Origin of the sequence: Paenibacillus sp. MMS18-CY102 (assembly GCF_009789195.1) — a bacterium.
GTDB lineage: Bacteria > Bacillota > Bacilli > Paenibacillales > Paenibacillaceae > Paenibacillus_T.
In genome coordinates this window covers 68,922-94,206 of record NZ_WSTC01000017.1, presented here as the reverse complement: position 1 = coordinate 94,206, position 25,285 = coordinate 68,922, and the positions used below count along the sequence as shown (strand labels likewise).

Below are 25,285 nucleotides of genomic sequence, written 5' to 3'. Positions count from 1 at the left end.
GCGTATTCATCCTGGTCGATCCGATGCTCCATTACTAGAACACTAGCCTCGTACAATGATTTTTGTTCTTTGATCATTATGTCTGAACGAAACGCTAATCGTTGCGTTTTGTAGGCTGGCATCTGAAATGAATTTTCGTTGGTGGGATACATATTACTTCGAGAATCCAGTAACGATAAATACTTTTCCTTATCTCCTTCATATCGGGATTTGATGAATGCATTGATGAGATCGACGATCTCCTTGTCATCTCCAGTATATATAGTGAAAAAGATCGATGTATAAGAAAGGTAAGTTTTGATTTTTTCCGAATTAGTGCGGAGGTTGGTTTATGAAATTTTTTACTGATGAATTATTAAATCAATCCATATTTGAAGAGCATGAGGGGCATGAAGAACGATGGAACGAAGCTGTAAGAAACTACCGAGCTAGCCTTGAGTTGCTAAAAGGAAAAGTGAGTAAAGCCGTATGGGAAATGGCTTACAATAATGCGTTGCATGATGCTACATTTCTTGGAATGACTATTGAGCATGGTAAACTCAAGAGTAGGCCGACAACGATTGAAGTTACTTTTGAACGTAAGAAGGCATTTCAAATTCGTTATGGGAAAATATCGCAATTTAAACTTACATATAACGAGTCAGTAACTGGAATCAATCATTTAGGTATTAATGACTGTATCTATTCAGAATTGTTAGAAGTGGATGAGAAATTAATTTCGCATGAATTGATTTTTGCATCAGGTGCGAAGTTTTTTATTCAATTTGAGAAGATTATTATCAAGAAATGAGTTTGCGTTAGATTGATTAACTCGTATATGAGATGTAAGATGGCCAAGTTGATTGATGCATCAGATAAAATTTATATGAGTTTAACCTTTAAATAAGCAAAATAATCGTTTGCATCTGCAATTTTATAACGAGTTAATTTCAATAAAAAGCAAAATGGACACATGCATTGCTCCTAGTAAAGGAGGAGGTGTTACTGTTTAAAGAAGTGATCCCGATGGGACAGCAGTACTTTCAACTGATGCTGCGAGACAGAGCAATCATTCTAGAGTTGCTATTCCACAATGAGTGCGGAGTGGCACGCAATAAACCTACTCCTTGATTAAGGAAGCAGGATTGGAAATGGGCATGGATGCAATGAATTGGGAGAATGTTAGAGCCTATATTAGGGCTGTGCTCTATAATCAAAACAACTAGCTTTAACAGGCAGAGTTCCCGAACGTACCCAATCGATCGCTTGTAACACGAGTGGTGATGAATGGCCAGTAGTAAGTTCAGTAAGTGGCACCCAAACAGCCTCGCAAGAGTCTTGGCCTTCGAACGATATGATTGAATTGGCTGGCTTGCCGGTATCAACAACTGTTTTATATAAAATAGCAATATGATGCACAAGCTCATCTTCATGATTGCTAAGCGTCCACTTCACGAGGAAATCACAGGTGCCAATGGGAGAAAGGGCTTGAATGTTGTAGCCGGTTTCCTCTAGAAACTCACGCCTAATCGCTGTTTCTAACGATTCCCGCGGTTCCATTCTCCCACCAGGCAGATCATATTTTCCTGTGTATGGACCAATTGTTTTTCGAATAACGAGCAGTTGGCCGTTGGATACACAAATTCCATATACGCCCATATGACGATGAAAATTGACGGTTGTTCCTTCCATTTCAAAACTCCTTTTGGCAATTGAGATTTGCTTCTTCCATCATTCTAGTTACTATGATTAAATCCCTTCTTTTTACAAGTGGTTTTGACGCTATGGATCGCTTTTTTATTTGTTTCAGCTATGTAGATGCATCGTATGATGCGGTCCTTCCAGTGGGACGGGGTTCTTCCTTTTGTCCGATTACTGTGCCGTTGCAGTTTGTACAATGGGAAAGGGCGAGGTAGCCTGCTTCGGAGTTTCACATTGTAGTTCATGCAATGAGATACAGTCCAGAAGAGCCGCGATGTGTCCAAAAGCTACAAATCCGACTTTCCAGTTGCACAAAATGCAATGATGCCTCCTTGCTTGAGCACTCGCGTCGATGCTCATTGCATAACTGCAATGAGCAAGCCGTAGGACGCACCGAGGCTGCTTAATATATGCCGTGCTTTCCACTGCAGCAGGCTATATTCAAACCCGACGCCAATCGCTTTAGCGCAAAAAAAGGGTGTCCCCAGCCATCGTGGCTTTTGGGACACCCATTCTATTTACTCGTGGACAACGCCACTAGTCTCTTTCAGCCGATTGAACATCATGTTGTAAATCACGGCAGCGATCACGGCAAGCAGCGCGAGCAAAGCGAAGGTCCACTTGAAGCCGAGCCAGCCGGTGAGCGGGATGGACAGCGGTGCAATCGTGCGGCCTAGCGTGAAGCGCAGGCTTGCCGCGGCAAAATATTGGCCGCGCATCTCCTGCGGGGCGAGCCGGGCGACGAATGCCTGCTGCGGCCCGGCGGACATAAGCTCAGCCAATGTGAAGACGATGATGGCGGCGGAGAAGCCCCAGAACGTAGACATGCTGCTGAACATGATCATGCCCAAAGCATAGATGAGGGCGCCGCCGATGAATACGTAACGGTCACGGTACATGGCCATCTACTTGGTAACGATTACCATGAACAAGGCAACGAATAAGCCATTTTCCGAGACGATAAGGCCGAACAGTTGTTGGCCTGTCATTGTAAGATCCCAGTTTCCGAAGGAGAAAATCGTCGTCTGCGACACGGTTTCCTCTAAGAAAACCGGGCTCGCCGCGAACACCATCATTCGTTTACGGCCGAAGCGATCCGCGCAATAGCCGCCTACTAAGTTTGCGAAAACGGATAGCAGTTGTGACAGCACGAGCAGTATGCCTGTCCAGCCTTTGCTGTTGAAGTTATCTCGCGAGTTTTCTCTGATAAGCTTCATCTAATAGATTTTTATATCCAAACATGTACACCTCTGGAATTTTTTCATGCAACGTTGCTTTTATACAGAAAAGGATTGATATCTTCTTCCATGCTCAAATCGGTCTGCGAAGTTGCCATCCGTTAATTCAGAAATAACTTTTATCCAAAACTTCTGGGCGGGCACATTCTTTTCGAGCTGGTATAGCTCCCACTTGCCTTGAATAGCTTTGCGGCTCCGTCCAATATAGCCCAAAATCCGGCATGATGGGGTAAAGGCCATTAGAATCAATATCGGCTTCTGTAAATTCAGTGAAATCGTACGTATAGAGCTGAAGCATGTGTTGTAGCGTTACCTGATCTTCCAATGTAGCTTTTCGAAGCATCTCTTGGTCACTTCCCCTTTCATCTCTATCAAAATCATACCTTATTTCCGTCAATAATGTGGTAAAATATTCAAAATTAAAGACATAATTGGGGGGGGTACTATGCAGTACAGTGATTTCATGGCCTTTATTCGGAACACTTTCGGGCATCTCGTCGAAACATTCAAAGAAAACGAAGAGTACGGTTCCCTTAACTTCGGTTCACAAGAGATTCGTAGAGTCGGTTACACGACGAATCTAACGCCAGAGGTTGTTCAGCTCGCGAAGAATGCGAATGTGCAGCTTATTATAACCCATCATGATGCTTGGGGATTTATGTATGGGATGAAGGCAGAGTGCAAGCGCATGTTGGAGGAGAACGGCATCGCCCATTTTTATATTCATTATCCGTTAGATTTTGTGGAATTCGGGACATGCAATTCGCTGTTGTACGAAATAGGGGCAGACGAGATCATTCAACAAACCGAATACAAGAATGGAACGGAATTCATCGGCATCGGACAAATGGCTGAGCCTGTTGCCTTCGAACAACTAATTGCTACGGCCAGTCGTCAATTAGGCGAAGAGGTGAAGGCGTGGAAAAACGATACGAATCCACTCATCCGCAAGATCGGCGTCATTACAGGGGCCGGCCATTCGACGGACTTAATGAAGCAGGCAAAGGATGCAGGCTGCGATGTATACATTACCGGCGAGAAGACGGTCTATTCGGTGCAATACGCCAAGTTTATTGGCTTGAACCATATCGTAGGCAGCCATACGTTTACCGAGATTTTTGGCGTACGGTCGTTGGCACACAAGCTGAAGGAAGCGTTCGATTATCTCGACGCCATTTATTTGGAAGAGGATCATTTGGAGCAATAACAGCAAGGGGGGACTGCCGTGCAGCGACAGGTTATGCCGGCTAGGGCACGTAACAAGGAGGGCGAAAATCGGCGGCACAGTGTAGCGCTACTCATTATTTATTCGTTCGTGCTCATTTATTGGATGTTTTTCGCGTTCGGCCGTGCGAACCATGTTTCGGCTTCTTTCCGTTACAATCTGGTGCCGCTGCATACGATTCGATTTTATTTTGAACCGGAACGGTTATTCCATCTGAGCTGGTTCATTAATATGATCGGGAACATTGCGGTATTTGTCCCATTTGGTTTGCTAATGCCTTACGCATGTCGATTGCGGCTTGCTGGAGCTAGCGCTGTTTTTCTAATCGGAATGGCAATGTTGGAACTCATGCAGCTCATTACGAAGCGGGGAACGTTCGACGTGGATGACTTGCTTATGAACGTGGCTGGTTTTTGGATCGGATGGTTAATTGTAGGAAGGCGAGCGCATAAAGGATAATCTAAGAAATGTAGCTATCCAGCTCAATAATGCCATCTGTTTCTTACATTTAAGATTAGATATGGTAGTGGTGCAAGTCTTGGAATATGAACGGAGGGCTTGCACACCGCTGCCAGGCGGGCAATAGATAGGAATGGACGGGAGGTGGATTAAACAAACATTTTTGTAACCGCTTACAATAATGAATCAGGCAGAAGCATTTGCACACAGAAAGGGGCATTTCCTAATGAATGAATAGCACTACTTCGATACGATCCAGCATGGGCCATTCGTTGTAGGATATGCGCGAAATTAGACCGATGAATCATCAATCTCAATTATGGGAGGTTTACGGATTCATATGAACAAGCTGCGTAAAAAAATAGCAACGGTATCGGTTTTAGCCTTGATTACGAGCTTATGCTCGATTTTTCCTGCTGTATCAAGTGCGGCCATTCCTCCATCGCCAGCTAACGCGACGATCTTCGGGCCTAATGTTTATGTCTTCGATCCTTCGATGGCTGCTGGCGACATTCAAGGCGTAGCTAACGGCATCTATGGGCAGCAGGAGACGAACGAGTTCGGCAGCCAGCGGTACGCCATGCTGTTTAAGCCGGGCGCCTATAACGTGAACTTCAATGTCGGCTACTATACGTCCGTCGCAGGGATTGGGCAAAATCCTGGCGATGTTACGATTAACGGCGGCGTGAACGTGAATGCAGATTGGGATAATGGCAATGCGACGCGCAATTTCTGGCGTTCTATTGAAAATTTGACGATCACGCCAACTGGCGGCAAGACGCAGTTTGCAGTATCGCAGGCTGCGCCGATGAGGCGGGTGCATATTAAAGGCGGGCTCGATTTATTCGACTTTGACAGCAATTGGAACGCGGGCTGGGCAAGCGGCGGCTATATCGCGGATACAATCGTGGATGGGGCAGTTGTGCCAGCGTCGCAGCAGCAGTTTTTTGCACGGAACAGCCAATGGGGCAGTTGGGCGAACGGCGTGTGGAATATGGTGTTCGTGGGAGATAACAATGCGCCTGCTGGCCAGTTCCCGAACCCGCCTTATACGGTCGTCGACAAAACGCCGATTATGCGGGAGAAGCCTTATCTCTACATTAACAACGCTGGGCAATACCAAGTATTTGTGCCGTCGCTCCAAACGAATACGCAAGGCGTCACATGGGCGAACGGTTCGACACCGGGCCAATCGCTATCGATCGACCAATTTTATATTGCGCAACCAGCAACCGCTACGGCTGCAACGATTAATGCGGCTTTGAGCCAAGGCAAAAACCTGCTGTTTACGCCAGGCGTGTATCATTTGAACGATACGATTCGGGTGCAAAATGCGAATACCGTCGTGCTTGGCATCGGAATGCCAACTCTGGTGCCGGACAACGGCCAAGTGGCGATGTCCGTGGCGGATGTGGATGGCGTTAAGCTCGCTGGCCTCGTGTTCGATGCAGGCCCGCAAAACTCGGCTTCGCTTCTTGAAGTTGGCCCGACTGGCAGCGCGGTTAACCATGCAGCGAACCCGACTTCCCTGCATGACTTGTATTTCCGTACGGGCGGCGCTCTGGCAGGCAAGAATGATACGGCTTTGAAAATTAACAGCAACCAAGTCATCGGCGAACACTTCTGGATCTGGCGCGCAGACCATGGCGCAGGCGCTAGCTGGGCGACGAACGTATCGAAAAACGGGCTTGTCGTCAATGGCGCTGACGTGACGGTCTACGGGTTGTTCAATGAGCATCATAATGAATACCAGACGTTGTGGAACGGCAATGGCGGGCGCGTCTATTTCTACCAATCGGAGATCCCTTACGATGTCCCGAACCAATCGTCGTGGATGAGCAAGAACGGGACGGTCAATGGTTATGCTTCGTATAAAGTCGCGGATAGCGTAACGAGCCATGAAGCTTGGGGCGTCGGCGTCTACTCGTATTTCCGTGACGCGGCGGTTAAGCTTAACAGCGCGATCGAGGTGCCGAATGTTCAGGGTGTCAAGATTCACCATATGACGTCAATCTGGCTGTCGGGCGTGGCGGGCAGTGAAATTACACATGTCATTAATAACATTGGCGGCACTGTGTATGCGAACAATCCAACGGCAGCGATGAGGCAGACGGTGGATGAATTTGTAGGAACGGGTGCGGGCGACACGCAAGCGCCGAGCACGCCTTCGAATTTGGCCGCTACAGCCGTCTCCAGCAGCCAAATTAATTTGAACTGGAACGCTTCGACGGACAACGTAGGCGTCACTGGCTACGATATTTACCGGAACGGGGCAATCGTAGGCTCATCTGCAACGGCTTCGTATAGCGATACGGGCTTGGCTGCATCGACGGCTTATAACTACACGGTTAGAGCGAAGGATGGAGCAGGCAATGCTTCAGCAGCCAGCAATACGGCAACTGCAACGACGCAAGCAGGCGGCGGCGGTGGCGGCACAGGAACGGCGCTTGACCGAACGGGCTGGACGGCTACGTCTACGCCATCAAGCGGTGATCCAGCATCCAATTTGTTCGATGGCAGTTTGGCGACCCGTTGGAGCGCTGGCGCGCCGATGGCGCCGGGCCAGAGCTTGGTGATCGACATGAAAGCAGCGAAAAGCTTCAGCAAAATCGTGATGGACTCCACAGGAAGCGCGAATGATTATGCGCGCGGCTACGAGGTGTATGTATCTAGCGACGGCACAGCTTGGGGTAGCGCAATTGCGACAGGCACCGGTACTGGCGCTGTCATTACGGTTAATTTTGCCGCACAAAACGCTCGATATATTAAAATCGTCCAGACCGGAACCGCAACAAGCTGGTGGTCAATCCACGAATTAAATGTGTTCGGCACGGGCGGCGGTGGCGGCGGCTCAGGCACGGTGTATGACCGCACGGGATGGACGGCATCCTCCACGCCTTCGAGCGGGGATGTGGCATCTAATTTGCTCGACGGCAGCATGGCGACACGCTGGAGCACCGGCACGGCAATGGCTCCGGGCCAATCGCTCACCGTTGATATGAAAGCAGCGAAGAGCATCAGCAAGCTAGTAATGGACTCGACCGGCAGCGATAACGATTATGCTCGGGGCTATCAAGTTTTCGTATCGAATGACGGCACCAATTGGGGAAGCGCGATTGCAAGCGGAGCAGGCACAGGGCCGATTGTTACGGTAACATTTGCTGCCCAAAATGCAAGATATGTGAAAGTGGTGCAGACTGGAACGGCGACGAGCTGGTGGTCGATCCGCGAATTGAATTTGTATAGCTAACGTATGGGCTATTCCAATGGCATGAAGCAGGATTTCGTCCTGTGATGCCGTGGGATGGCCTTTTTTTGATGCGTTCATTCATCGTGTTAGGGGAATCGCAACATCTAAAAATCGATGCTATTGATCTGAAATCTGATGCCTGTCTATTGTTTCTGCCATTTAATATCATTTTAACTGTAAGCAACGGGTTTCCTGTCACATTATGCAGCATTTTGAGGTAACTAGCTTTACAAACAGTCTTCATGCTAGTTGTTGCATAAAAGATGAGGGGGGTGGCAGTACGCCTGTTGCATCACGAACTCGTTAGGTCACCTGATTTATTCTAGTTCCAGTAAGGCCATCCTGATCATTCACTGGAGGTACAGAGAAGCATTATGAACAAATTGAAAAAAGTGATCTCATCCTTTTCGGTGCTGGCACTTGTCATGAGCTTATGTTCGGCCTTTCCGGCTGTAACGAGCGCTGCAACGCCTGCGAACAACACGATTTTTGGACCGAATGTTTATGTGTTTGACCCGTCGATGCCGACGAGTGACATTGAGAGCGCGGCGACGACCGTGTTCAACGCATCTGAAACGAGCCAGTTCGGCAATCAGCGGTACGCGCTGATGTTCAAGCCTGGCACATACAACGTTAACATCAAAGCAGGCTTCTACACACAAGTAGCGGGCCTTGGCCAAAACCCTGACGATGTGACGATTACGGGCGGCGCGAATGTTGATGCCAAATGGTGGGGAGGCAACGCAACGCTGAACTTCTGGCGATCCTTCGAAAACTTCGCGATTAATCCTTCAAACGGTACGACGCAATTCGCAGTTGCCCAGGCAGCCCCGATGCGCCGCATGCATATTAAAGGCAATCTGAACTTGTTCGACTTCGACCAGTGGTGGAATGCAGGCTGGGCGAGCGGCGGTTACTTGGCGGATTCCATCGTCGATAAGACGATCGTTCCGGCATCGCAGCAACAATTCTTCTCGCGGAATAACCAATACGCAACTTGGACTAACGGCTTATGGAACATGGTGTTCGTCGGTGACTCGGCACCACCGCAAGGCACATTCCCGGAACAACCGTATACGGTTGTTGACCAAACGCCGGTTATGCGCGAAAAGCCTTACCTGTACATCGATAACGCTGGCCAGTATAGAGTGTTTGTGCCAAGCGTCTCGTCGAATACGAAAGGCGCAAGCTGGGCGAATGGCTCGACGCCAGGGCAATCGATCTCGATTGACCAATTCTACATCGCACAGCCGAACACGGCGACAGCAGCAAGCATTAATGCGGCGCTGAGCCAAGGCAAAAACGTGATCTTCACACCGGGCATCTACCGCCTGAATGATACGATTCGCGTTAACAATGCGAACACGGTTATCCTCGGTCTCGGCATGGCGACGATCTTGCCAGAAAACGGACAAGTTGGCATGACGATTGCAGACGTAGACGGCGTAAAAGTAGCGGGACTGCTCTTCGATGCTGGCCCTAAGAAATCATCTTCCTTATTGGAAGTCGGCCCATCGGGCAGTGCACTGAATCACGCAGCTAACCCTACATCGCTGCATGACTTATTCTTCCGTATCGGCGGAGACATCCTTGGCCTGACGGAAACAGCCGTTAAGGTTAACAGCAACAACGTCATCGGCGACCATTTCTGGGTATGGCGTGCAGACCATGGCGCATCCGTCAGCTGGGAAACGGCTTCGACGAATGGATTGATCGTTAACGGCAACGACGTGACGATGTACGGCTTGTTCAATGAACACCATAGCGGTTACCAAACGCTGTGGAACGGCAATGGCGGACGCACTTACTTCTACCAGTCCGAAATTCCTTACGATCCGCCTAGCCAAGCAGCTTGGATGAGCAACAACGGCACGGTAAACGGCTATGCTTCCTACAAAGTAGCAGACAACGTAACGAGCCATGAAGCTTGGGGACTCGGTGTATATTCCTACTTCCGTGACGCTGCGGTGAAGCTGAACAGCGCAATCGAAGTGCCGGACGTACAAGGAATCAAAATTCACCATGCAACGTCGATCTGGCTGGCAGGCATGGCAGGCAGCGAAATTACGCATATCGTTAACAATGAAGGCGGCAAAGTAACGGCGAATGATCCAGCTGAAGCGATGAGACAAACGCTAACGGAATTTATCGGATCGGGCGCCGCGGATACGCAAGCACCGACGGCTCCAACAGGATTGACGGCTACGGCAGCATCGAGCAGCCAGATCAACCTGAGCTGGAATGCTTCGACAGATAACAAAGGCGTTACAGGCTACGATGTTTATCGCAACGGTACGCTTGTAGGTTCTTCCGCAACGACATCTTACAGCGACACAGGCTTGACGGCATCGACAGCGTACAGCTACACGGTTAAAGCGAAAGACGGAGCAGGCAATGCTTCGGCAGCAAGCAACACGGCAAGCGCAACGACGCAAGCTGGCGCAGTTTCCGGCACAGTGCTTGACCGCACGGGTTGGACGGCATCTTCCACGCCAGTAAGCGGCGATTCGCCAGCAAATATGCTGGACGGCAGCTTGGCAACGCGTTGGAGTGCTGGCACGGCAATGGCACCAGGCCAAAGCGTGACGCTCGATATGAAAGCAGCGAAAAACGTAACGAAAATCGTGATGGACTCGACAGGCAGCGACAATGATTACGCTCGCGGCTACGAGGTCTATGTCTCGGCAGATGGCTCCAACTGGGGTAGCGCTGTAGCAAGCGGCACAGGCGCTGGTGCAGTTATTACGGCTAACGTATCGGCTCAAAACGTTCGTTACATCAAAGTCGTGCAAACAGGTACGGTTTCCAACTGGTGGTCGATCAGCGAGCTGAACGTTTACGGCTCCAATGGCACTGGCGGCGGCGACACGCAAGCGCCGAGCGTGCCAACGAATGTAACGGCAACGGCTGTATCAAGCAGCCAAATCAACCTGGCTTGGGCAGCTTCGGCTGACAATGCCGGCGTAAGCGGATACGACGTTTATCGCAATGGCGCGATTGTTGGTTCTGCAACAGCAACTTCTTACAGCGACACTGGCTTGACGGCAGCAACAGCGTACAGCTACACGGTTAAAGCGAAGGATGCAGCAGGCAACACTTCTGCAGCTAGTGCAGCTGTTAGTGCAACGACGCAAGCTAGCGGCGGCAACAATGGCGGCAACAACGGTGCTGCGCTGGATCGTACGGGCTGGACGGCAACCTCGATGCCGACTAGTGGTGATGGCGCAGCCAACATGATCGATGGCAGCATGGCAACGCGTTGGAGTGCTGGCATAGCTATGACTCCTGGCCAAGCTTTCGTCCTCGACATGAAAGCAGTAAAAGGCTTCAACAAAATTGTGATGGACTCGACGGGCAGCGACAACGATTATGCGCGCGGTTACGAAGTGTATGTGTCCAATGACGGCTTGAATTGGGGATCCCCAGTCGCGAGCGGCACCGGCACTGGCGCTATCGTGACGGCTAGCTTTGCAACGCAAAATGCACAATACGTCAAAGTGGTGCAAACCGGCACAGCTTCAAGCTGGTGGTCCATCCGTGAAGTGAACGTGTATGGCGCAAGCAGCGGCACAAGCGATCCAGGCACTGGCAACGGCGGCAATGGCGGCGGCAGCACGGGTACGGCGTATGACCGCACAGGCTGGACGGCAACATCTAACCCAGTTAGCGGCGACCCAGCTTCTAACCTGCTGGATGGCAACATGGCAACGCGTTGGAGCGCTGGCACAGCTATGGTTGCAGGGCAGGCGATCGTTGTAGATATGAAAGCAACGAAAAGCATCAGCATAGTAGTCATGGATTCGACAGGCAGCGACAATGATTACGCTCGCGGCTACGAGATTTACGTCTCGGCAGACGGCTCGAATTGGGGCAGTGCAATTACGAGCGGAACCGGCAACGGTCCAATCGTAACAGCAAGCTTCGCGACACAAAACGCGCGTTATATCAAAATCGTCCAAACTGGCTCGGCATCGAGCTGGTGGTCGGTGCGGGAGTTGAATGTTTTCAACTAACTAGCGAACCGGAAACAGCCATCATGAGAGGGAGATGCATAAGCTCCCTCTTTCTTTTTACCCAAAAAGGAGGATTATGAGGATGAAACGAGTTTCACTACCGAAATGGTACAAGAAAAAGGCGGTCATGATGATGGCGTCGCTTAGCCTGTTGGCTACCGCGCTGCCTGTGACGACAGCGCCTGTGTCAGCAGCGGCGGGCGATTATTTGCTCTCGCAAAACCGTCCAACGTACGCTTCTTCCGTACTGGGAGGCGGCGGCGCGAATCTGGCAGTCGACGGCGATATGAGCTCTCGCTGGGAAAGCAAATTTGGCGCTGACGGGCAGTGGATTTATGTGGATCTGGGCGCTTCTGCAAACATTTCGCGGATCCTAGTGAAATGGGAAGCGGCTTATGCAAAGTCGTTCCGAATCGAGGTTTCGAATGACGAGTATACGTGGACGCCAATTCATACAGACACGAACGGCACTGGAGGAACAACGGATGTAAACGTGACTGGAACAGGCCGTTATGTGCGTTTGTACTGTACAGAGCGTGTACTCCCGGGTTATGGCATTTCCGTACATGAGTTCCAGGTGTTCGGCAATGGTGGCATAAACCAACCGCCGAAGGCGCCAATGCCTAACGTGGCGCTTAACAAGCCGGCATTCTCTTCTACGATTCAAGACGACGCATGGTATTTGCAGCCTAAGGACTATGAAACGAAAAACGTGAATGATGGCGACCGTTCCACGCGCTGGTCGTCACTCCAGACCGATCCGCAATGGGTCTATGTTGACCTTGGCCAGAGCACGCAGATCGGCCAAGTGACGTTGCGATGGGAAGGGGCATACGGCCGAGCTTACGACATTCAAGTATCGAATGACGCCCAGAACTGGACGACCGTCTACCGTGAGCTGCATGGCAAAGGCGGCGTAAACGAAATTCCGTTATACGCCAATGGCCGTTATGTCCGGATGTATGGCATTGCACGCGGAACGAACAATGGCTACTCGCTCTATGAGATGGAAGTGTTCCCTTATCGTGCTGGCGATGCGCAGCCGACGCATGCGATCCCGGCGATCCCGCAAGCTTCCACAGTGAACGTAGGCAGCGGCAGTTACGAGATCAACGACATTACACAGCTCGAGGCGCTTTATCCGAGAAACAAAACATCCAACGTACAAGGCCCGATTCCATCCAATGACTGGTGGCAAAATTTGCTCGTTGAGCATCTCGGCAACAGCACAGGCATCGTGACGCTTCCATTGAAGAATAAGTACACGATCAACGGCCTTGGCATTATGAATCCGGGCGCTGGCTACATTAACGGCGACGGCGGTGCAGTCAATGCCGATGGCGAGTCTGACCTGTTCCTGATGGCGAACAATATGCAGAATATCCCATCCATCGAGACGAAGGTAGACGGATACGGCGATTATTCCGTTAACGTGATCTTGAGCGACGACAATACGGCGAAGATGAAGTCGACGTTCGTCAAAGGCTCGCCTTATGTATACAACACGTTTGCTGACCCGAATTCGCCAGAAATTTACTCCCTCGGCATGACGAAGCTGTTCGATGACAACGGCAATCCGGTCTTGACGACGAACGGCTCGACGTATACAGCGGACCATATCGGCATCGAAGTTACGAATCAGGACTACGCCGCGACACCGCATACGTTCGTCCGCAATTATGGCATATTCGTGCCGCCGGGAACGGTGTTCACGAAAGCTGGCAATAAAATTAAGATCAAGCTTGGCGGCGGCCAAAACTACATGTCAGTTGCGTCCCTTCCGGCGAGTACGGATCTGAACTACTACTACCAGCATGGCTATGCTTTTGTTACCGACACGAAGGTTGATTACAACTACGATATGGCGAACGCCAAAATTACGACGACGTTCAACTCGGTTACAACGTCGAAGCGCAGTGGCTTCTCTAACGACACGTTGCTGACGATGCTGCCGCATCAATGGAAAATTTCAAACGCGACGACAACTTCACGCAGCTACCCTTCAGTACGCGGCCAGTTGAAGGTGCATGAAGGCAACACGTTCACGACGTCGGATAAGTTCAACGGCATTCTCCCGCAATTCGCAGAGCCGAACGACTCCAGTTACTCGCGCGAGACGCTATTATCGTATATGGAAGTGCTCGATACTGAGCTGGCGAATACGGGCGGCTTGATGAACCAAGACCCGTACTGGCAGGGCAAGGTGCTTCATCCTGCAGCACTCGGTGCCATCATTAGCGACTCGATCGGTGATTATGCGCGCCGCGACCGTTATCTGGCGACGCTTCGCAAGGTATTAGTCGATTGGTACACGTATACGCCAGAAGATGTGAAGCATACGTACTATATGCACTATTCACCAGAGTGGGGCTCGATCTTCCCATGGGCAGCAGGCTGGGGCATTAATACAGGCTTGACCGACCATCATTATACGTATGGCTACTTCGTCTATGCATCGGCCGTGCTTGCAGCGTACGACACAGACTTTAAGAACCAATACGGCGGCATGGTTGAGAATCTGATTCGCGACTATGCGAACCCGTCCCGCACAGACTCCATGTACCCTTGGCTGCGCGCCTTCGATCCGTACGAGGGCCATTCATGGGCAGGCGCATATGCAGATAACAACAGCGGCAATAACCAAGAAGCAGCAGGCGAATCGCTTAACGGCTACGCTGGCGTTTATCTGTGGGGCGTCGTTACGGGCAATGACACCTATCGTGACGTAGGCGCATGGATTTTCACCACAGAGCTGAAGTCGATTGAACAATACTGGTTCAACTATGACCAAGATAACTGGATCCCTGAGTACAAGCATGGCGTTGCAGGGCAAGTATGGGGCAGCGCGAACGTATATGGCACGTACTTCTCCGGAGCGCCTGTCAACATCTACGGCATTCACTGGCTGCCAACGGGTGAATGGATGAGCTATTACGGCAAAGATCCGCAAAAAGCAGGCGACCTGTACGCGGCATTCCTGAAGGATAACGGCGGCCCTGAGGTTGGCTGGGAGCATATCGTATGGCCGTTCCAATCGCTTAGCGATCCACAAGGCGTTATTAACAAATGGAACCCAAGCTTATTGCAGCAAAACGAAGTGTTTAATGCCTACTGGTTCATTCACAATATGAACAGCTATGGCCATCGCACGACCGATATTTGGGCGGATAACTGGTCCTCGGTAGGCATGTACAAGAAGGGCAACCAATATACGGCTCAAGTTTGGAACCCGACATCCGCACCGATCACGGTACAGTTCCGCAATGCATCGGGCGTGACGGGTTCGGTAACGGTAGGCCCTCACTCCTTAGTTAAAGCCGATCCGACGAAAAATATCGGCGGCGACACGCAAGCGCCATCAGCGCCTGCGAACGTGACCGCTGTAACGGCGGGCACAGCGCAAATTAATCTGTCGTGGAACGCAGCGACGGATAACAATGGCGTTTCCGGCTATGATATTTTCCGTAATGGCGTGAAGATCGGCTCGTCCCAAACCTTGTCGTTCGTTGACAAAGGGCTGACGCCGCTCACAACCTACACGTACACAGTTAAAGCGAAGGACGCGGCAGGTAACTTATCGGCGGCAAGCGCAGCAGCTACTGCGAAGACTAAAGGCCTGCAAGTAGCATTGAACCGTGCGAGCTGGACCGCGACGGCTTCCACGAATAGTGGTGACGCTCCGGCAAACATGCTCGACGGCAGCTTGACGACTCGCTGGAACACCGGAGCAGCAATGGAGCCGGGCCAAAATGTCATCATCGACATGAAGAGCGTGCAGACGTTTAACCAAATCATCATTGATGCCAATGGCAGCGGAGATTATGCTCGCGGCTACGAGCTGTATATTTCGAACGACGGCACGAATTGGGGCAGCGCGATTGCAAGCAGCACGGATACGAGCCCATTGATTACAGCTAATTTTGCGGCCAAAAATGCCCGTTATCTGAAAATCGTACAAACGGGAACGAATCCGAGCTGGTGGTCGATTCATGAGCTGACCGTTCTCGTTGAGGATGGCACGACGGGCGGCGGAACAGGGCCAGATCCAGGCACTGATCCGGGAACGAATCCGGGCACGGGAACACCTGAATTGCTGGACCGTGCAGGCTGGACAGCAACATCAGACCCTTCGAGCGGCGATGCAGCAGCTAATCTCCTCGATGGCAACTTGGCAACTCGCTGGAGCGCGGGCACAGCGATGGCGCCAGGCCAATCGTTGACGGTTGATATGAAAGCAGCGAAGAGCGTGAGCAAGCTGGTCATGGACTCCTCGGGCAATGCGAACGATTATGCCCGCGGCTATGAAGTGTACTTGTCCACAGACGGCACAACCTGGGGCAATGCAGTTGCAAGCGGCACCGGCACAGGTGCAGTCATTACGGCAACCTTCACGGCACAAACTGCACGCTATATTAAGGTTGTGCAGACAGGCACTGTGTCCAACTGGTGGTCGATTCAAGAGTTGAACGTGTATGGCGCTGGCAGCGGTACGGGCGGCAACGGAGGCACAGGCGGAGTAACGCCAGGCGTTGCCCAAGATCGCACAGGCTGGACAGCTAGCTCGAATCCATCAAGCGGGGATGCAGCAGCGAACTTGCTTGATGGCAGCTTGGCTACCCGCTGGAGCGCAGGCACGGCAATGGCGCCTGGCCAATATTTGACGGTCGATATGAAGGCGTCGAAGAGCATTAGCAAGCTTGTGATGGATTCGACGGGCAGCGACAACGATTATGCTCGCGGCTATGAAGTGTATGTATCGGCGGATGGCACGAACTGGGGAAGCGCCGTTGCAAGCGGTACGGGTAGCGGTCCAGTCATTACAGTCAACTTTACGCAGCAAAATGCACGGTACATCAAGGTCGTCCAAACCGGCACGAATCCGAGCTGGTGGTCGATTCAAGAGCTGAATGTGTTCAGCTAATAAGGGAACGGAAGATGATTGAACACTAGCATTCGCAATCATGTTTAACCGTTAATAACAAGTAGGGCGGAGCATCGCTATAAAGCGGCTTCGCCCTATTTTTCATGAAGCGCACGATGTTCTTAGCATCACAAAAAAACCGTGCCTTCGTTAATGGGCGATATGTCGCAGCATTATCGGAAGGAACGGTTTTTTAGTGCATGGATTAAAGCTGCTCACTCTAACGGACCGAGCAGCCGTTATTTAGCCCCAATTAGCCTTATTTGTGTTCTAACGGACTGAGCAGCCGTTATTTGATCCGTTTAGCCCCTTTGAGGCACCAGAATGGCGAAATAACGGCTGTGGTGTCCGTTACATTTTCAACTTGCCCGTTTGAAGAGAAATAACGGCTCTCCGGTCCGTTAGCCTATTCTTTCTTAATTCGCACCACCATTTTTTTTGAACTGCGTTGGCGTAAGCCCTGTCCATTTTTTGAACGTCATGCTAAAGTAGCGTTCCTCCTGATAGCCAACCATTTTGGCTACCGCATACATTTTATAGTTTTTGCGCAATAGCGACTTGGCATGCTCGATTCGGTACTGATGCAAGTAATCGAGGAAGTTGATGCCAAGCTCTTGCTTGAACAGCGAGCTGAGATAGGTGTTCGATACGAATACTTCCTTCGACACGGAGTCGAGCGTCAGGTTCGTGTGGTATTTGGCATGAATGATATCGAGTGCGCCTTGCACGGTACGGTGAGTAGGGACCTGTGAGGTTAAGCCTGCTACAAGAGAGCGAATGAGCTTCTTCACGAGGGTAGACAAGTCCTCCAGCGTTTCCATATTAGGCACCTGCTTAATCAAGTCGACCATCCGGCCGTTTGATTCTAATGGGTTCACATGCTGCTCCTGTGCGAGCTTCTGCAATTCAAGCAAGAAGGCGGTTGTCCGTAAGCTTACTTCGGTTTGGTCAACCAATGGGCCGCGGCGAAGCTGCTGCAGCCACAGCTCGGTTTGGTCCAGCGCATCTTCGAATTTCATCGTACGAAGGTGGTGGAGGATGCTTTGCTCCAGCTCTAGCATTGATTTGTCTTCGAAAATAGTGGCGTCGGAAGCCTCGTTAGCGTTTTGAGTTAACTCGCTGTAGAGGACTATCGTTCCTTTGCCAGAGTAGAAGCGGGTTTCGATTGCCTTCCAGGCCTGCTCATAGGATATATGCAGATCATCAATGCACCCTACCAAATTGCCGGAGCCGATGCTGACCGACATACGCAAGTATTGCTCCAGATTGATCTTTAGACGTCCGAGCTCCAGCTTCGTTTCTTGGATCGAGAGCTGCTTCCTAGGCGGGTTGGCGATCCATATGTAATCGTTTCCATCACGAACAACGATTACATTTTGTTCATAGACGGGATTTAACGTTTCTTGAATGATGTTGAAGGCGGCATAGCGGATCAGCTCTTGGTCGGGTTTATTGAACATGCGGTTGCCAGAAGATGCATCGATACGAATAATGCCAACGAGAAGATCAGCAGGGTGGATAGGGCTATTCCATTCCTCCAATTGTCCTGCCCGGTTTTCTAGCTTCTGCCGAGGGCTGCGGACCCAGCGCAGCAGCGATTGTTCAATGACAGTAGGCAAACTGCGTTCCCATTTGTTCTGAATGGAATGCATCGAAGTTTGCGTTTCGCGTATCGCATTAATTTTCATCTTCGTGTTCACCATGAGCTGTACGAGCTCTTCGGTTCGGCATGGCTTTAGCACATAGCCGTTAACCCCGAGCTGGATGGCTTTTTTGGCGTATTGAAAATCGTCATAGCCAGAGAGCACGATGACTTCGACGTTAGGCAATGCAGCGCGGGCAGCTTGAATAAAATCAAGCCCATTCATCTTTGGCATATGAATATCAGTAATAATGAGATCAGGAACAGGCCCATTTGCTATGCGCTCGAGCGCTTCTAGCCCGTCACCTGCTTCTCCACATAGTTGAAGCCCATTTTCTAGCCAAGGTATGGTGTCTCTAATTCCTTCGCGAATCGTAATCTCGTCCTCAACCAAGAGCACATTCATCATGATCGCAGGTCTCCTCCCATGGAATAGCGATGGATGCAGTCGTCCCTCTTCCTTCTTGGCTGTCGATTCGTAGTTGTACTTCTGGGCCAAATGCAAGCATAAGCCGTTCCTGTAAGTTTCTAATGGCAAAGCTTTGAGATGGATTCGTAGTCGTTCCGGCGTCGCCTCGTTTCGTGATTTGCACGAACATTCGGTTCAGCTCAGCCAGGCGGTCATAAGGTATGCCAGCGCCATTATCCGTGACGCTTATCAGCAGCCGATCGTTGTCGATTCGGCATTTGACTTGAATGAAGCCATCCCCATTCATAGGCTCGATCCCATGAATGACAGCGTTCTCAACTAATGGCTGAATGAGCAGTTTCGGCACCTGTGCATGGCGCGCTTTGGGGTCGATATCCAGGTCGAAGGCAATGCGGTTTTTGAACCGCAGCCGTTGCAGATGAAGGTAATGCTGTACGAGCTCCATCTCTTGCTCCAAGGAAATGATCGATCGTCCGCCGCTTAACCGAAGCCGGAACATGCGGGATAACGAATAAACCATCTCAGCGATGGCTGTCTCGCCATTTTTTTGCGCGGATAAATAAATCATATCCAAGGTGTTATATAGAAAATGAGGGTTAATTTGTTCTTGAAGCGTTTTCAATTCAGCTTCCCGTTGTTTGAGCTTCGTATTGTAAACATCGTCAATGAGTTCTTTGATCCGTTCGACCATGACATTGTAGCCGCGGCCTAATTGCCCGATCTCATCGGTTGCTGAGAAATGAACCCGTTGGCTAAAGTCGCCAGTCTGCAGCATACGCATCGACTTTAGGAGCTTCCGCATCGATGTTGTAATAAACGATGTGGCAATCCATGAGAACAGAAGGGCGGTGAGCAAGCTGACGCTCATGAAAATGATCGTAATCATGCTAATCCGGTCCAGCTCTTGCAGCAAAACGTCCTTGGGCTGAATAATAACCGCATGCCAACCGGTGAGGGTGGAGGACGCTGAAGAAATAAGCCAATCTGATGTCTGGATGCTTGTGGGCATATCGCTTAAGGAAAGCTGTTTGATTTCTTGGTTCGGTATATTGCGATAAGAATGGCCAATCCAAGTGGATTCTGTCCCTGTAAGTATCGTCCCGGCATCATCCAATACGAGCGCTTGCGCGTCGATGGAATTAATGAGCTGCTTGCGAAGCTTGCTCTCTTGGACGCCGACGATGATCATGCCCTTCGTTCGAAGATCAGCGCTTTTGATCAGCTTAGCCAGTACGATCTTGTTGTCGCTATCGCCGACGAACAGCTTTTCAGAGGGAGGGATGAACCCCCATGTTTCTTTGCCATTCAACTCAAGTGCGGTTTGAAATAGCTTGCTTTTCGAAAACAAGGGATAGGGCATAGCACTGGTAAGCCCGGTCTGGTCAATGGCAAAAGGCTGGCCAATCGATTCCATGCTGTTCGACTCAAGCGGATAGATAATGAGGGATTGAATGGAGTTGCGGGTAACCATTAAGGATGAAAGCGTCGTAAACGCTCTTCTGTGTGCGTCGGGATCATCAGGCTTGGACAATAGCTCTTGAACCGTATCGGATAATAACAGATAGTTCGAGAAATCGATTGCATCCTGCGCGATATTATTAAAATGGTCGATCGTTTGGCGTGTGAGATTCGACTGGTTTTGCCCTGCTTTGCTTAATGCCAGCTGTGATGCAACGTAATAGGAGAAGTACCCGGTAAGGTCAATGGTTGCAATAAATAGTGGCGCTATCCAGCTAAGCAGCTTCAATCGAATCGGCCAATTCCAATAGATGCGCTTCCAATTGTTGAACAGGTGCCTGCCTCCTCTATGAAGTCATCTACACTAATTTGAGTATACCGGATGAATTGGAAATACGGGACAGGATTAGAAAAGTTCTTGAAAATGTATACCTAACTTCTAAAGTTCGCACTACAACATCATAAAAATAACACATGTTAAGAATAGGCGACAAGCGATATGATAGAGTAGTATTGCCATCGACAGGATAGGGTGGTCATCCATGAAGAAGCCAACAGTTTTTCTAGCAGCGTTACTTATTCTCCTATCGATAATAGCGTGCAGCAATAGCCGTACGAGCGGAATAACAGGGGGGAGCGGCATCCAGTCAAATAGCAGCCAGAATGAGGGGGAGAACGGGGAACCACAGATGACGACATTAAGGCTGTTTACTGCGCTTTCCGACCGCATGAACGGTGCGGGGAAAGTGGAACAAGCCATTATTGACCGATATATGCTGGAACATCCTTCGATTAAGATCGAGGTTGAGGCGCTGCAGGACGAGCCTTACAAGTCGAAAATGAAGATCTACTCGTCGACGAACTCCTTGCCTGATATTATTCAAACATGGGGACAGCCTTCCTTCATCAAGCCTCTAATTGACCATCATATGCTCCTTGAGCTGCCTGCTAACAAGTTTGCGGATAGCGGATTTATAAAAGGCGCGACCGAAGGGTTTTCGCAAGACGGCAAGCTATACGGCCTGCCTCGTTCAACCGATTATTTGGTTTTTTATTATAACAAAAAAATATTTGCCGATAACGGGCTATCGGTTCCGACGAGCTTTGAACAATTGAAAGCGGTTGTAAAAGCGCTTCGCGCGGAAGGGATTAACCCGATCGCAGTGAATGGGATGGACCGATGGGTATTTCCGATCTGGTTCGAATATACACAGCAGCGCCAATCTGGCAGCTTTGACCGGATGGACGACGCCTTGGCGCGCAAAGTGAAGTTTACGGAGCCGGGCTTTGTCGCCGCAGCGCGGCAGATGCAGGAGCTGGCTCAGGCAGGCGGGTTCGCCGATGGTTATTTGACAACGGATTACGGTGCAGCGCGCAACCTGTTCGGGCAAGGCAATGCCGCGATGTACTTGGTAGGGAACTGGGAGCTTGGCATCGCGACAGATGCGAATTTCACGCCGCAGTTCCGGCAATACGTCGGCGCGTTTCCGTATCCGGCATCAGCCAAAGGAGCGGCGACCGATGTAGCGGCATGGTTCGGCGGCGGCTATTCGGTGTCTAGCGCCTCGAAGCATACGGCAGAAGCACTGCAGTTCCTGGAATACTTCTTCAAGCCGGAGCATTGGGCGAATACGCTATGGGAGAGTGGCGTGGGAACGCCAGCTTCCCGCTTCGTGATGAGTGGCAAGGAGACAGCGCTGCAGCAAGAGCTGTTTGAGATTTTCAGCAGCATGAAATCGTCCAGCGGTACGCCGGTGCTTGATACTTCTACGGCGGATTGGAAAGAAGCGATGATGGATTTGAATGCAAAGCTGCTGCTTGGGCAGCTAACGCCAGAACAATTTACAGAGGAATTGGATAAGGCGGCTGATATAGCTGCTAGTGCGCGACACTAGGCCGATTAAGGAAGGCCTTATGCAAAAGGAGAAGCTCACAAAAGCCTATTGCTTGTGAGCTTCTCTTTTTTGTTGCCGTGTAATGGATTAAAGGCGCTTCCCGTACTTGCGCAAATAATCTTCCACATCGTTATAGCTGCCGCTTTGGTTTGCATAACGCACGAAGTTTTTGGCGGTGCGCAGCCACTCTAGCGTAGATGGCGTGACCGTCTGCAGCGCAAGCTCCAAATCCCGCATCTGAATGGGGCGCTCAACGTTCGTTGCCATAATCTCCTCTAGCACGAATTCCACAGCCCGTTCGCATACATGCTCAATATCAGCGCCGGAGAAGTACTCTGTTCGCTTGGCGAGAGAGCCGAAGTCAATTTGTCCAGCCATGCGCCCGTCCAGCTTGAGCCTGAAAATGTTCTGGCGGGCATCCTCGTCAGGCGGTGCGACGAAAATTAATCGGTCGAATCGTCCCGGCCGCTTCAACGCGTTATCGACATCCCAGGGCATGTTGGTTGCGCCTATAACGAGCACTTGATCGGTCGAGCTGTCGATGCCCTCCATCTCGGTGAGGAAGGTATCGACAAGGCCGCGGAAGTTTGCTGACGATTTGGACCGGTCATGGCCGATGGCATCAATTTCATCAATGAATAGAATGCTCGGCTTCTGCGCACGGGCTTTACTGAACAGCTCATGCAGGTTCCTTTCGCTCCCGCCGATGTAGCGATCGAGAATGTCGGTGATATGGATCGGGTAAAAGTTTGCACGGCATTCGCCGGCGGTCGCTTTGGCGATGAACGTCTTGCCGCAGCCAGGAGGGCCGTAGAGCAGTACGCCGCCACCAGCTTTTTTGCGAAACTTGGAGAATAGCCCTTGATTATAGAAGGGGCTAATAATTTTCATGTGGATCGTTTTTTTTAGGTCAGTTAAACCTGCAACATCTTTGAACGAGATGGGCGCTGCTTCCGCAGTTGGCGCAGCAGCCGAATGGCCGCCGTTAATGACTTGAAATGGGAACCCTGTCCGTTCAGCACGTTCGACGGGCTGTTCATTTGGTGCAGAGGAAACGGCTGGAGCGGTTGATTGAATAATTGCGGCCGGCGGCACCGGTGGTGTTGCTTCTGTGGCGGAACGAGGAGCGTCAGCTGCTTGTTCTTTCTTGGCGGGCAGAGTGGCAGCAAGTGCTAGCTTCTCAAGATATAGCGGTTTCTCTTCCTCTGTAGCGACCTTCAAACCTTCCGTAAAGGCAAGCACAGCTTCCATCGATTGATGGTTGTCCATACATTCCATGCCTACCCAATACCAAGCTTCAGCTTGCTCGGGATGCCATTGCGTCATTTGCTGCAACCAGCGTAAACGTTTCATAAGTGACTCCTTTACTTGGATGTTTTTTTGGAAAAATATCGGGCTCCGAAAAAGCCTGCTATCGCAAAAAGCGGATTTAACATAAAGAGGCTTAAAAATATCCCGGCTAGCAGGACAGCCAATACAAGCAATGATGTGAGAGAAAATAGCTGTTTGAAAAAGCTTGTATTGGTATCTTTGGCATTATAGTAAATGCGAACGGCATAATTGGCAGTGAACAGGTAGGCGATCAAACCGCCTACAGCATAAAGCGGCCAGCGAATGGCAGTGCTTGCGAAGGGATACGCGGTTAGAAGGATGGCCGTAATCCAGAACCATAGGAAGGGCAGCCCTCCGATCCGTTCGGATAGATGATGGGGAAGCAAGAAGATGTTCGTTTTACGCTCAACGATCTGTACATTTTTTAGCAGCTGAGAATTGGTTGGATTACTGATATACGCTTCGCGAAAATGTTTTTTGGCCAGCTTATAGTTGCCGCTATAGTACTCCTTAATGCCAAGTTCGACTGAGAGTGCGCTTTTATTGTTTTCATGTTTGACTAGCTGCTCCAAATTTATCATTTGCTTCTGCTCCAAGTTGCGGGCTACTTCATAATAGAGGCTGTGTTTGATCACTTGGATGTTTCCCGGATCAATCCGGCGTGCTTCAGCCAGCATCTCAAGCCCTTGCTCCCGATGCCCTAACCGGATGAGAAGCGATGCATAGGAAGCAAGCACGCTGGCTGCGTGGGGATGCGTGTGCAGAGCGGCCAAGTAATGGTCTTCTGCGAGGCTCCATTGCTCTTCGTCTGCATACATCATCCCTTCCAGATGATGAACTTGGACCGGTGGGAATCCAGATTGATAAGCTTGCTGCAGATGTTTCCTGGCCTTCGGATATTGGTCCAAATGATAACAGGCGACGGCCGCCTGGTAATGCAATCGATCATTCAGCGGATCATCAGCAAGCGCTTGGCGGATGAGCTCAGCTGCTTTGTCATGCCTGCTGATATTCATATAATGGTCAATCAGGGGGTGTAACGTTTGCTCTGCATTGCGCAATCCCGTTCTTCCTCTCAACGCGTAATGGCTGACATAATAATAGCAAAGTCAATAGCGGCACTGACTGCGCCAACAATTGGGGCAGCCCCGCGATGGAATAGAAAATGATAAGTGCCGTTATAGATCATATGTAAGCGGTAAGGGGTTTTGAGCGAATGGTGAAAGAAGAGGAAGAATAGCAAATCGGGCAGTTTAATGATTGGCGCTATAAGGCGATAATCCCTCTCGAAAGCTATTGGCAAGAGCAGCGCATCATAGGTGATTTTGGCCGTTACAAAAATAATGGAAACAACCCAGAGCATGGCAAGCTTCTTCCCTTTTATCCTTAGCATATGGGCATTCATCAGCCCTATTACCGCTAACGCGACCGCCCCGCCAAACAGCGCTACATAAAATAAACTCGCAATACGAAAGCTACTCGTTAGGCGAGGGGAATAATTAAGAATCGGTTTATATGGTTCCATGCGTGCTCCTTCTGTATAGTTATGCCAAACCTTATGCATGATCATATCAAATCACAAAAAAATCCTCAATTGGAATGTGTGAAATGATGGATTGAGAGTCTCGGGATTGCATTGGCACTAGCTGGCTTAGGGAAAGGGGAATAGAACCCAAAGGCGATTTTGGCAAAGCGCCTAAAGAACCTCTTGTACTTGCTTGGATGCCTGCGGCAAGCATTTA

General features: G+C 50.3%; 16 protein-coding genes. 7 read left to right on the top strand and 9 right to left on the bottom strand.

Going from position 1 to position 25,285, the window contains the following annotated elements; genetic code table 11:
• The first annotated feature begins 331 nt into the window (after positions 1–331).
• Positions 332–790 carry a hypothetical protein gene (locus GON22_RS14460; RefSeq protein WP_160396807.1) on the top strand — a complete coding sequence of 153 codons (459 nt, stop codon included), beginning with the start codon at positions 332–334 and terminating at the stop codon, positions 788–790.
• A 383-nt stretch (positions 791–1,173) separates the two neighbouring features.
• Here GON22_RS14460 and GON22_RS14455 read toward each other — a convergent pair whose 3' ends face one another.
• From GON22_RS14455 to GON22_RS14445, 4 genes are all read right to left on the bottom strand, one after another.
• Positions 1,174–1,671 carry an NUDIX hydrolase gene (locus GON22_RS14455; RefSeq protein WP_272898795.1) on the bottom strand — a complete coding sequence of 166 codons (498 nt, stop codon included), beginning with the start codon at positions 1,669–1,671 and terminating at the stop codon, positions 1,174–1,176.
• A gap of 527 nt (positions 1,672–2,198) precedes the next feature.
• Positions 2,199–2,579, bottom strand: a complete 381-nt coding sequence (locus GON22_RS26100) for an MFS transporter (protein WP_237179163.1) — start codon at positions 2,577–2,579, stop codon at positions 2,199–2,201.
• 6 nt (positions 2,580–2,585) lie between these two features.
• On the bottom strand, positions 2,586–2,897 hold the full coding sequence (locus GON22_RS26095; RefSeq protein ID WP_237179162.1) for a hypothetical protein: 312 nt from the start codon (positions 2,895–2,897) through the stop codon (positions 2,586–2,588).
• A gap of 127 nt (positions 2,898–3,024) precedes the next feature.
• Positions 3,025–3,261, bottom strand: a complete 237-nt coding sequence (locus tag GON22_RS14445; protein WP_160396806.1) for a hypothetical protein — start codon at positions 3,259–3,261, stop codon at positions 3,025–3,027.
• A gap of 102 nt (positions 3,262–3,363) precedes the next feature.
• On the opposite strand from GON22_RS14445, the gene GON22_RS14440 reads away from it, so the two are divergent.
• The 5 genes from GON22_RS14440 (at position 3,364) to GON22_RS14420 (ending at position 16,786) form a co-directional block, all read left to right on the top strand.
• Positions 3,364–4,125: a Nif3-like dinuclear metal center hexameric protein gene (locus GON22_RS14440; protein ID WP_160396805.1), complete on the top strand. Its 762-nt coding sequence runs from the start codon at positions 3,364–3,366 to the stop codon at positions 4,123–4,125.
• 18 nt (positions 4,126–4,143) lie between these two features.
• Entirely contained in the window at positions 4,144–4,602 is a 459-nt protein-coding gene (locus GON22_RS14435; RefSeq protein ID WP_160396804.1) for a VanZ family protein, read from the top strand.
• Positions 4,603–4,942: 340 nt separating this feature from the next.
• Positions 4,943–7,852: a discoidin domain-containing protein gene (locus GON22_RS14430; protein WP_160396803.1), complete on the top strand. Its 2,910-nt coding sequence runs from the start codon at positions 4,943–4,945 to the stop codon at positions 7,850–7,852.
• Positions 7,853–8,226: 374 nt separating this feature from the next.
• Positions 8,227–11,865 (top strand): discoidin domain-containing protein, encoded by a 3,639-nt coding sequence (locus GON22_RS14425; protein ID WP_160396802.1) that lies wholly within the window; start codon positions 8,227–8,229, stop codon positions 11,863–11,865.
• 82 nt (positions 11,866–11,947) lie between these two features.
• Positions 11,948–16,786 carry a discoidin domain-containing protein gene (locus tag GON22_RS14420; RefSeq protein WP_160396801.1) on the top strand — a complete coding sequence of 1,613 codons (4,839 nt, stop codon included), beginning with the start codon at positions 11,948–11,950 and terminating at the stop codon, positions 16,784–16,786.
• A 416-nt stretch (positions 16,787–17,202) separates the two neighbouring features.
• Here the strand turns inward: GON22_RS14420 and GON22_RS14415 are convergent, their stop codons facing one another.
• Both GON22_RS14415 and GON22_RS14410 read right to left on the bottom strand, forming a co-directional pair.
• On the bottom strand, positions 17,203–18,837 hold the full coding sequence (locus GON22_RS14415) for a response regulator transcription factor (protein WP_160396800.1): 1,635 nt from the start codon (positions 18,835–18,837) through the stop codon (positions 17,203–17,205).
• Positions 18,815–20,605, bottom strand: a complete 1,791-nt coding sequence (locus GON22_RS14410; RefSeq protein WP_160396799.1) for a cache domain-containing sensor histidine kinase — start codon at positions 20,603–20,605, stop codon at positions 18,815–18,817. The genes GON22_RS14415 and GON22_RS14410 overlap by 23 nt, the downstream gene beginning before the upstream one ends.
• Before the next feature lie 253 nt (positions 20,606–20,858).
• Here GON22_RS14410 and GON22_RS14405 point away from each other — a divergent pair, with 253 nt between their 5' ends.
• A complete protein-coding gene (locus GON22_RS14405) occupies positions 20,859–22,211 on the top strand; it encodes an ABC transporter substrate-binding protein (RefSeq protein WP_160396798.1) in 1,353 nt (450 codons plus the stop codon).
• Positions 22,212–22,298: 87 nt separating this feature from the next.
• Here the strand turns inward: GON22_RS14405 and GON22_RS14400 are convergent, their stop codons facing one another.
• The 3 genes from GON22_RS14400 to GON22_RS14390 are packed head-to-tail and all read right to left on the bottom strand — an operon-like array spanning position 22,299 to position 25,068.
• Complete coding sequence (locus GON22_RS14400; protein ID WP_160396797.1) at positions 22,299–23,564, bottom strand: ATP-binding protein; 1,266 nt, start codon at positions 23,562–23,564, stop codon at positions 22,299–22,301.
• Between the two features lie 11 nt (positions 23,565–23,575).
• Positions 23,576–24,604 (bottom strand): tetratricopeptide repeat protein, encoded by a 1,029-nt coding sequence (locus GON22_RS14395; protein ID WP_160396796.1) that lies wholly within the window; start codon positions 24,602–24,604, stop codon positions 23,576–23,578.
• Between the two features lie 14 nt (positions 24,605–24,618).
• Entirely contained in the window at positions 24,619–25,068 is a 450-nt protein-coding gene (locus GON22_RS14390; RefSeq protein ID WP_160396795.1) for a hypothetical protein, read from the bottom strand.
• Positions 25,069–25,285 lie beyond the last annotated feature (217 nt).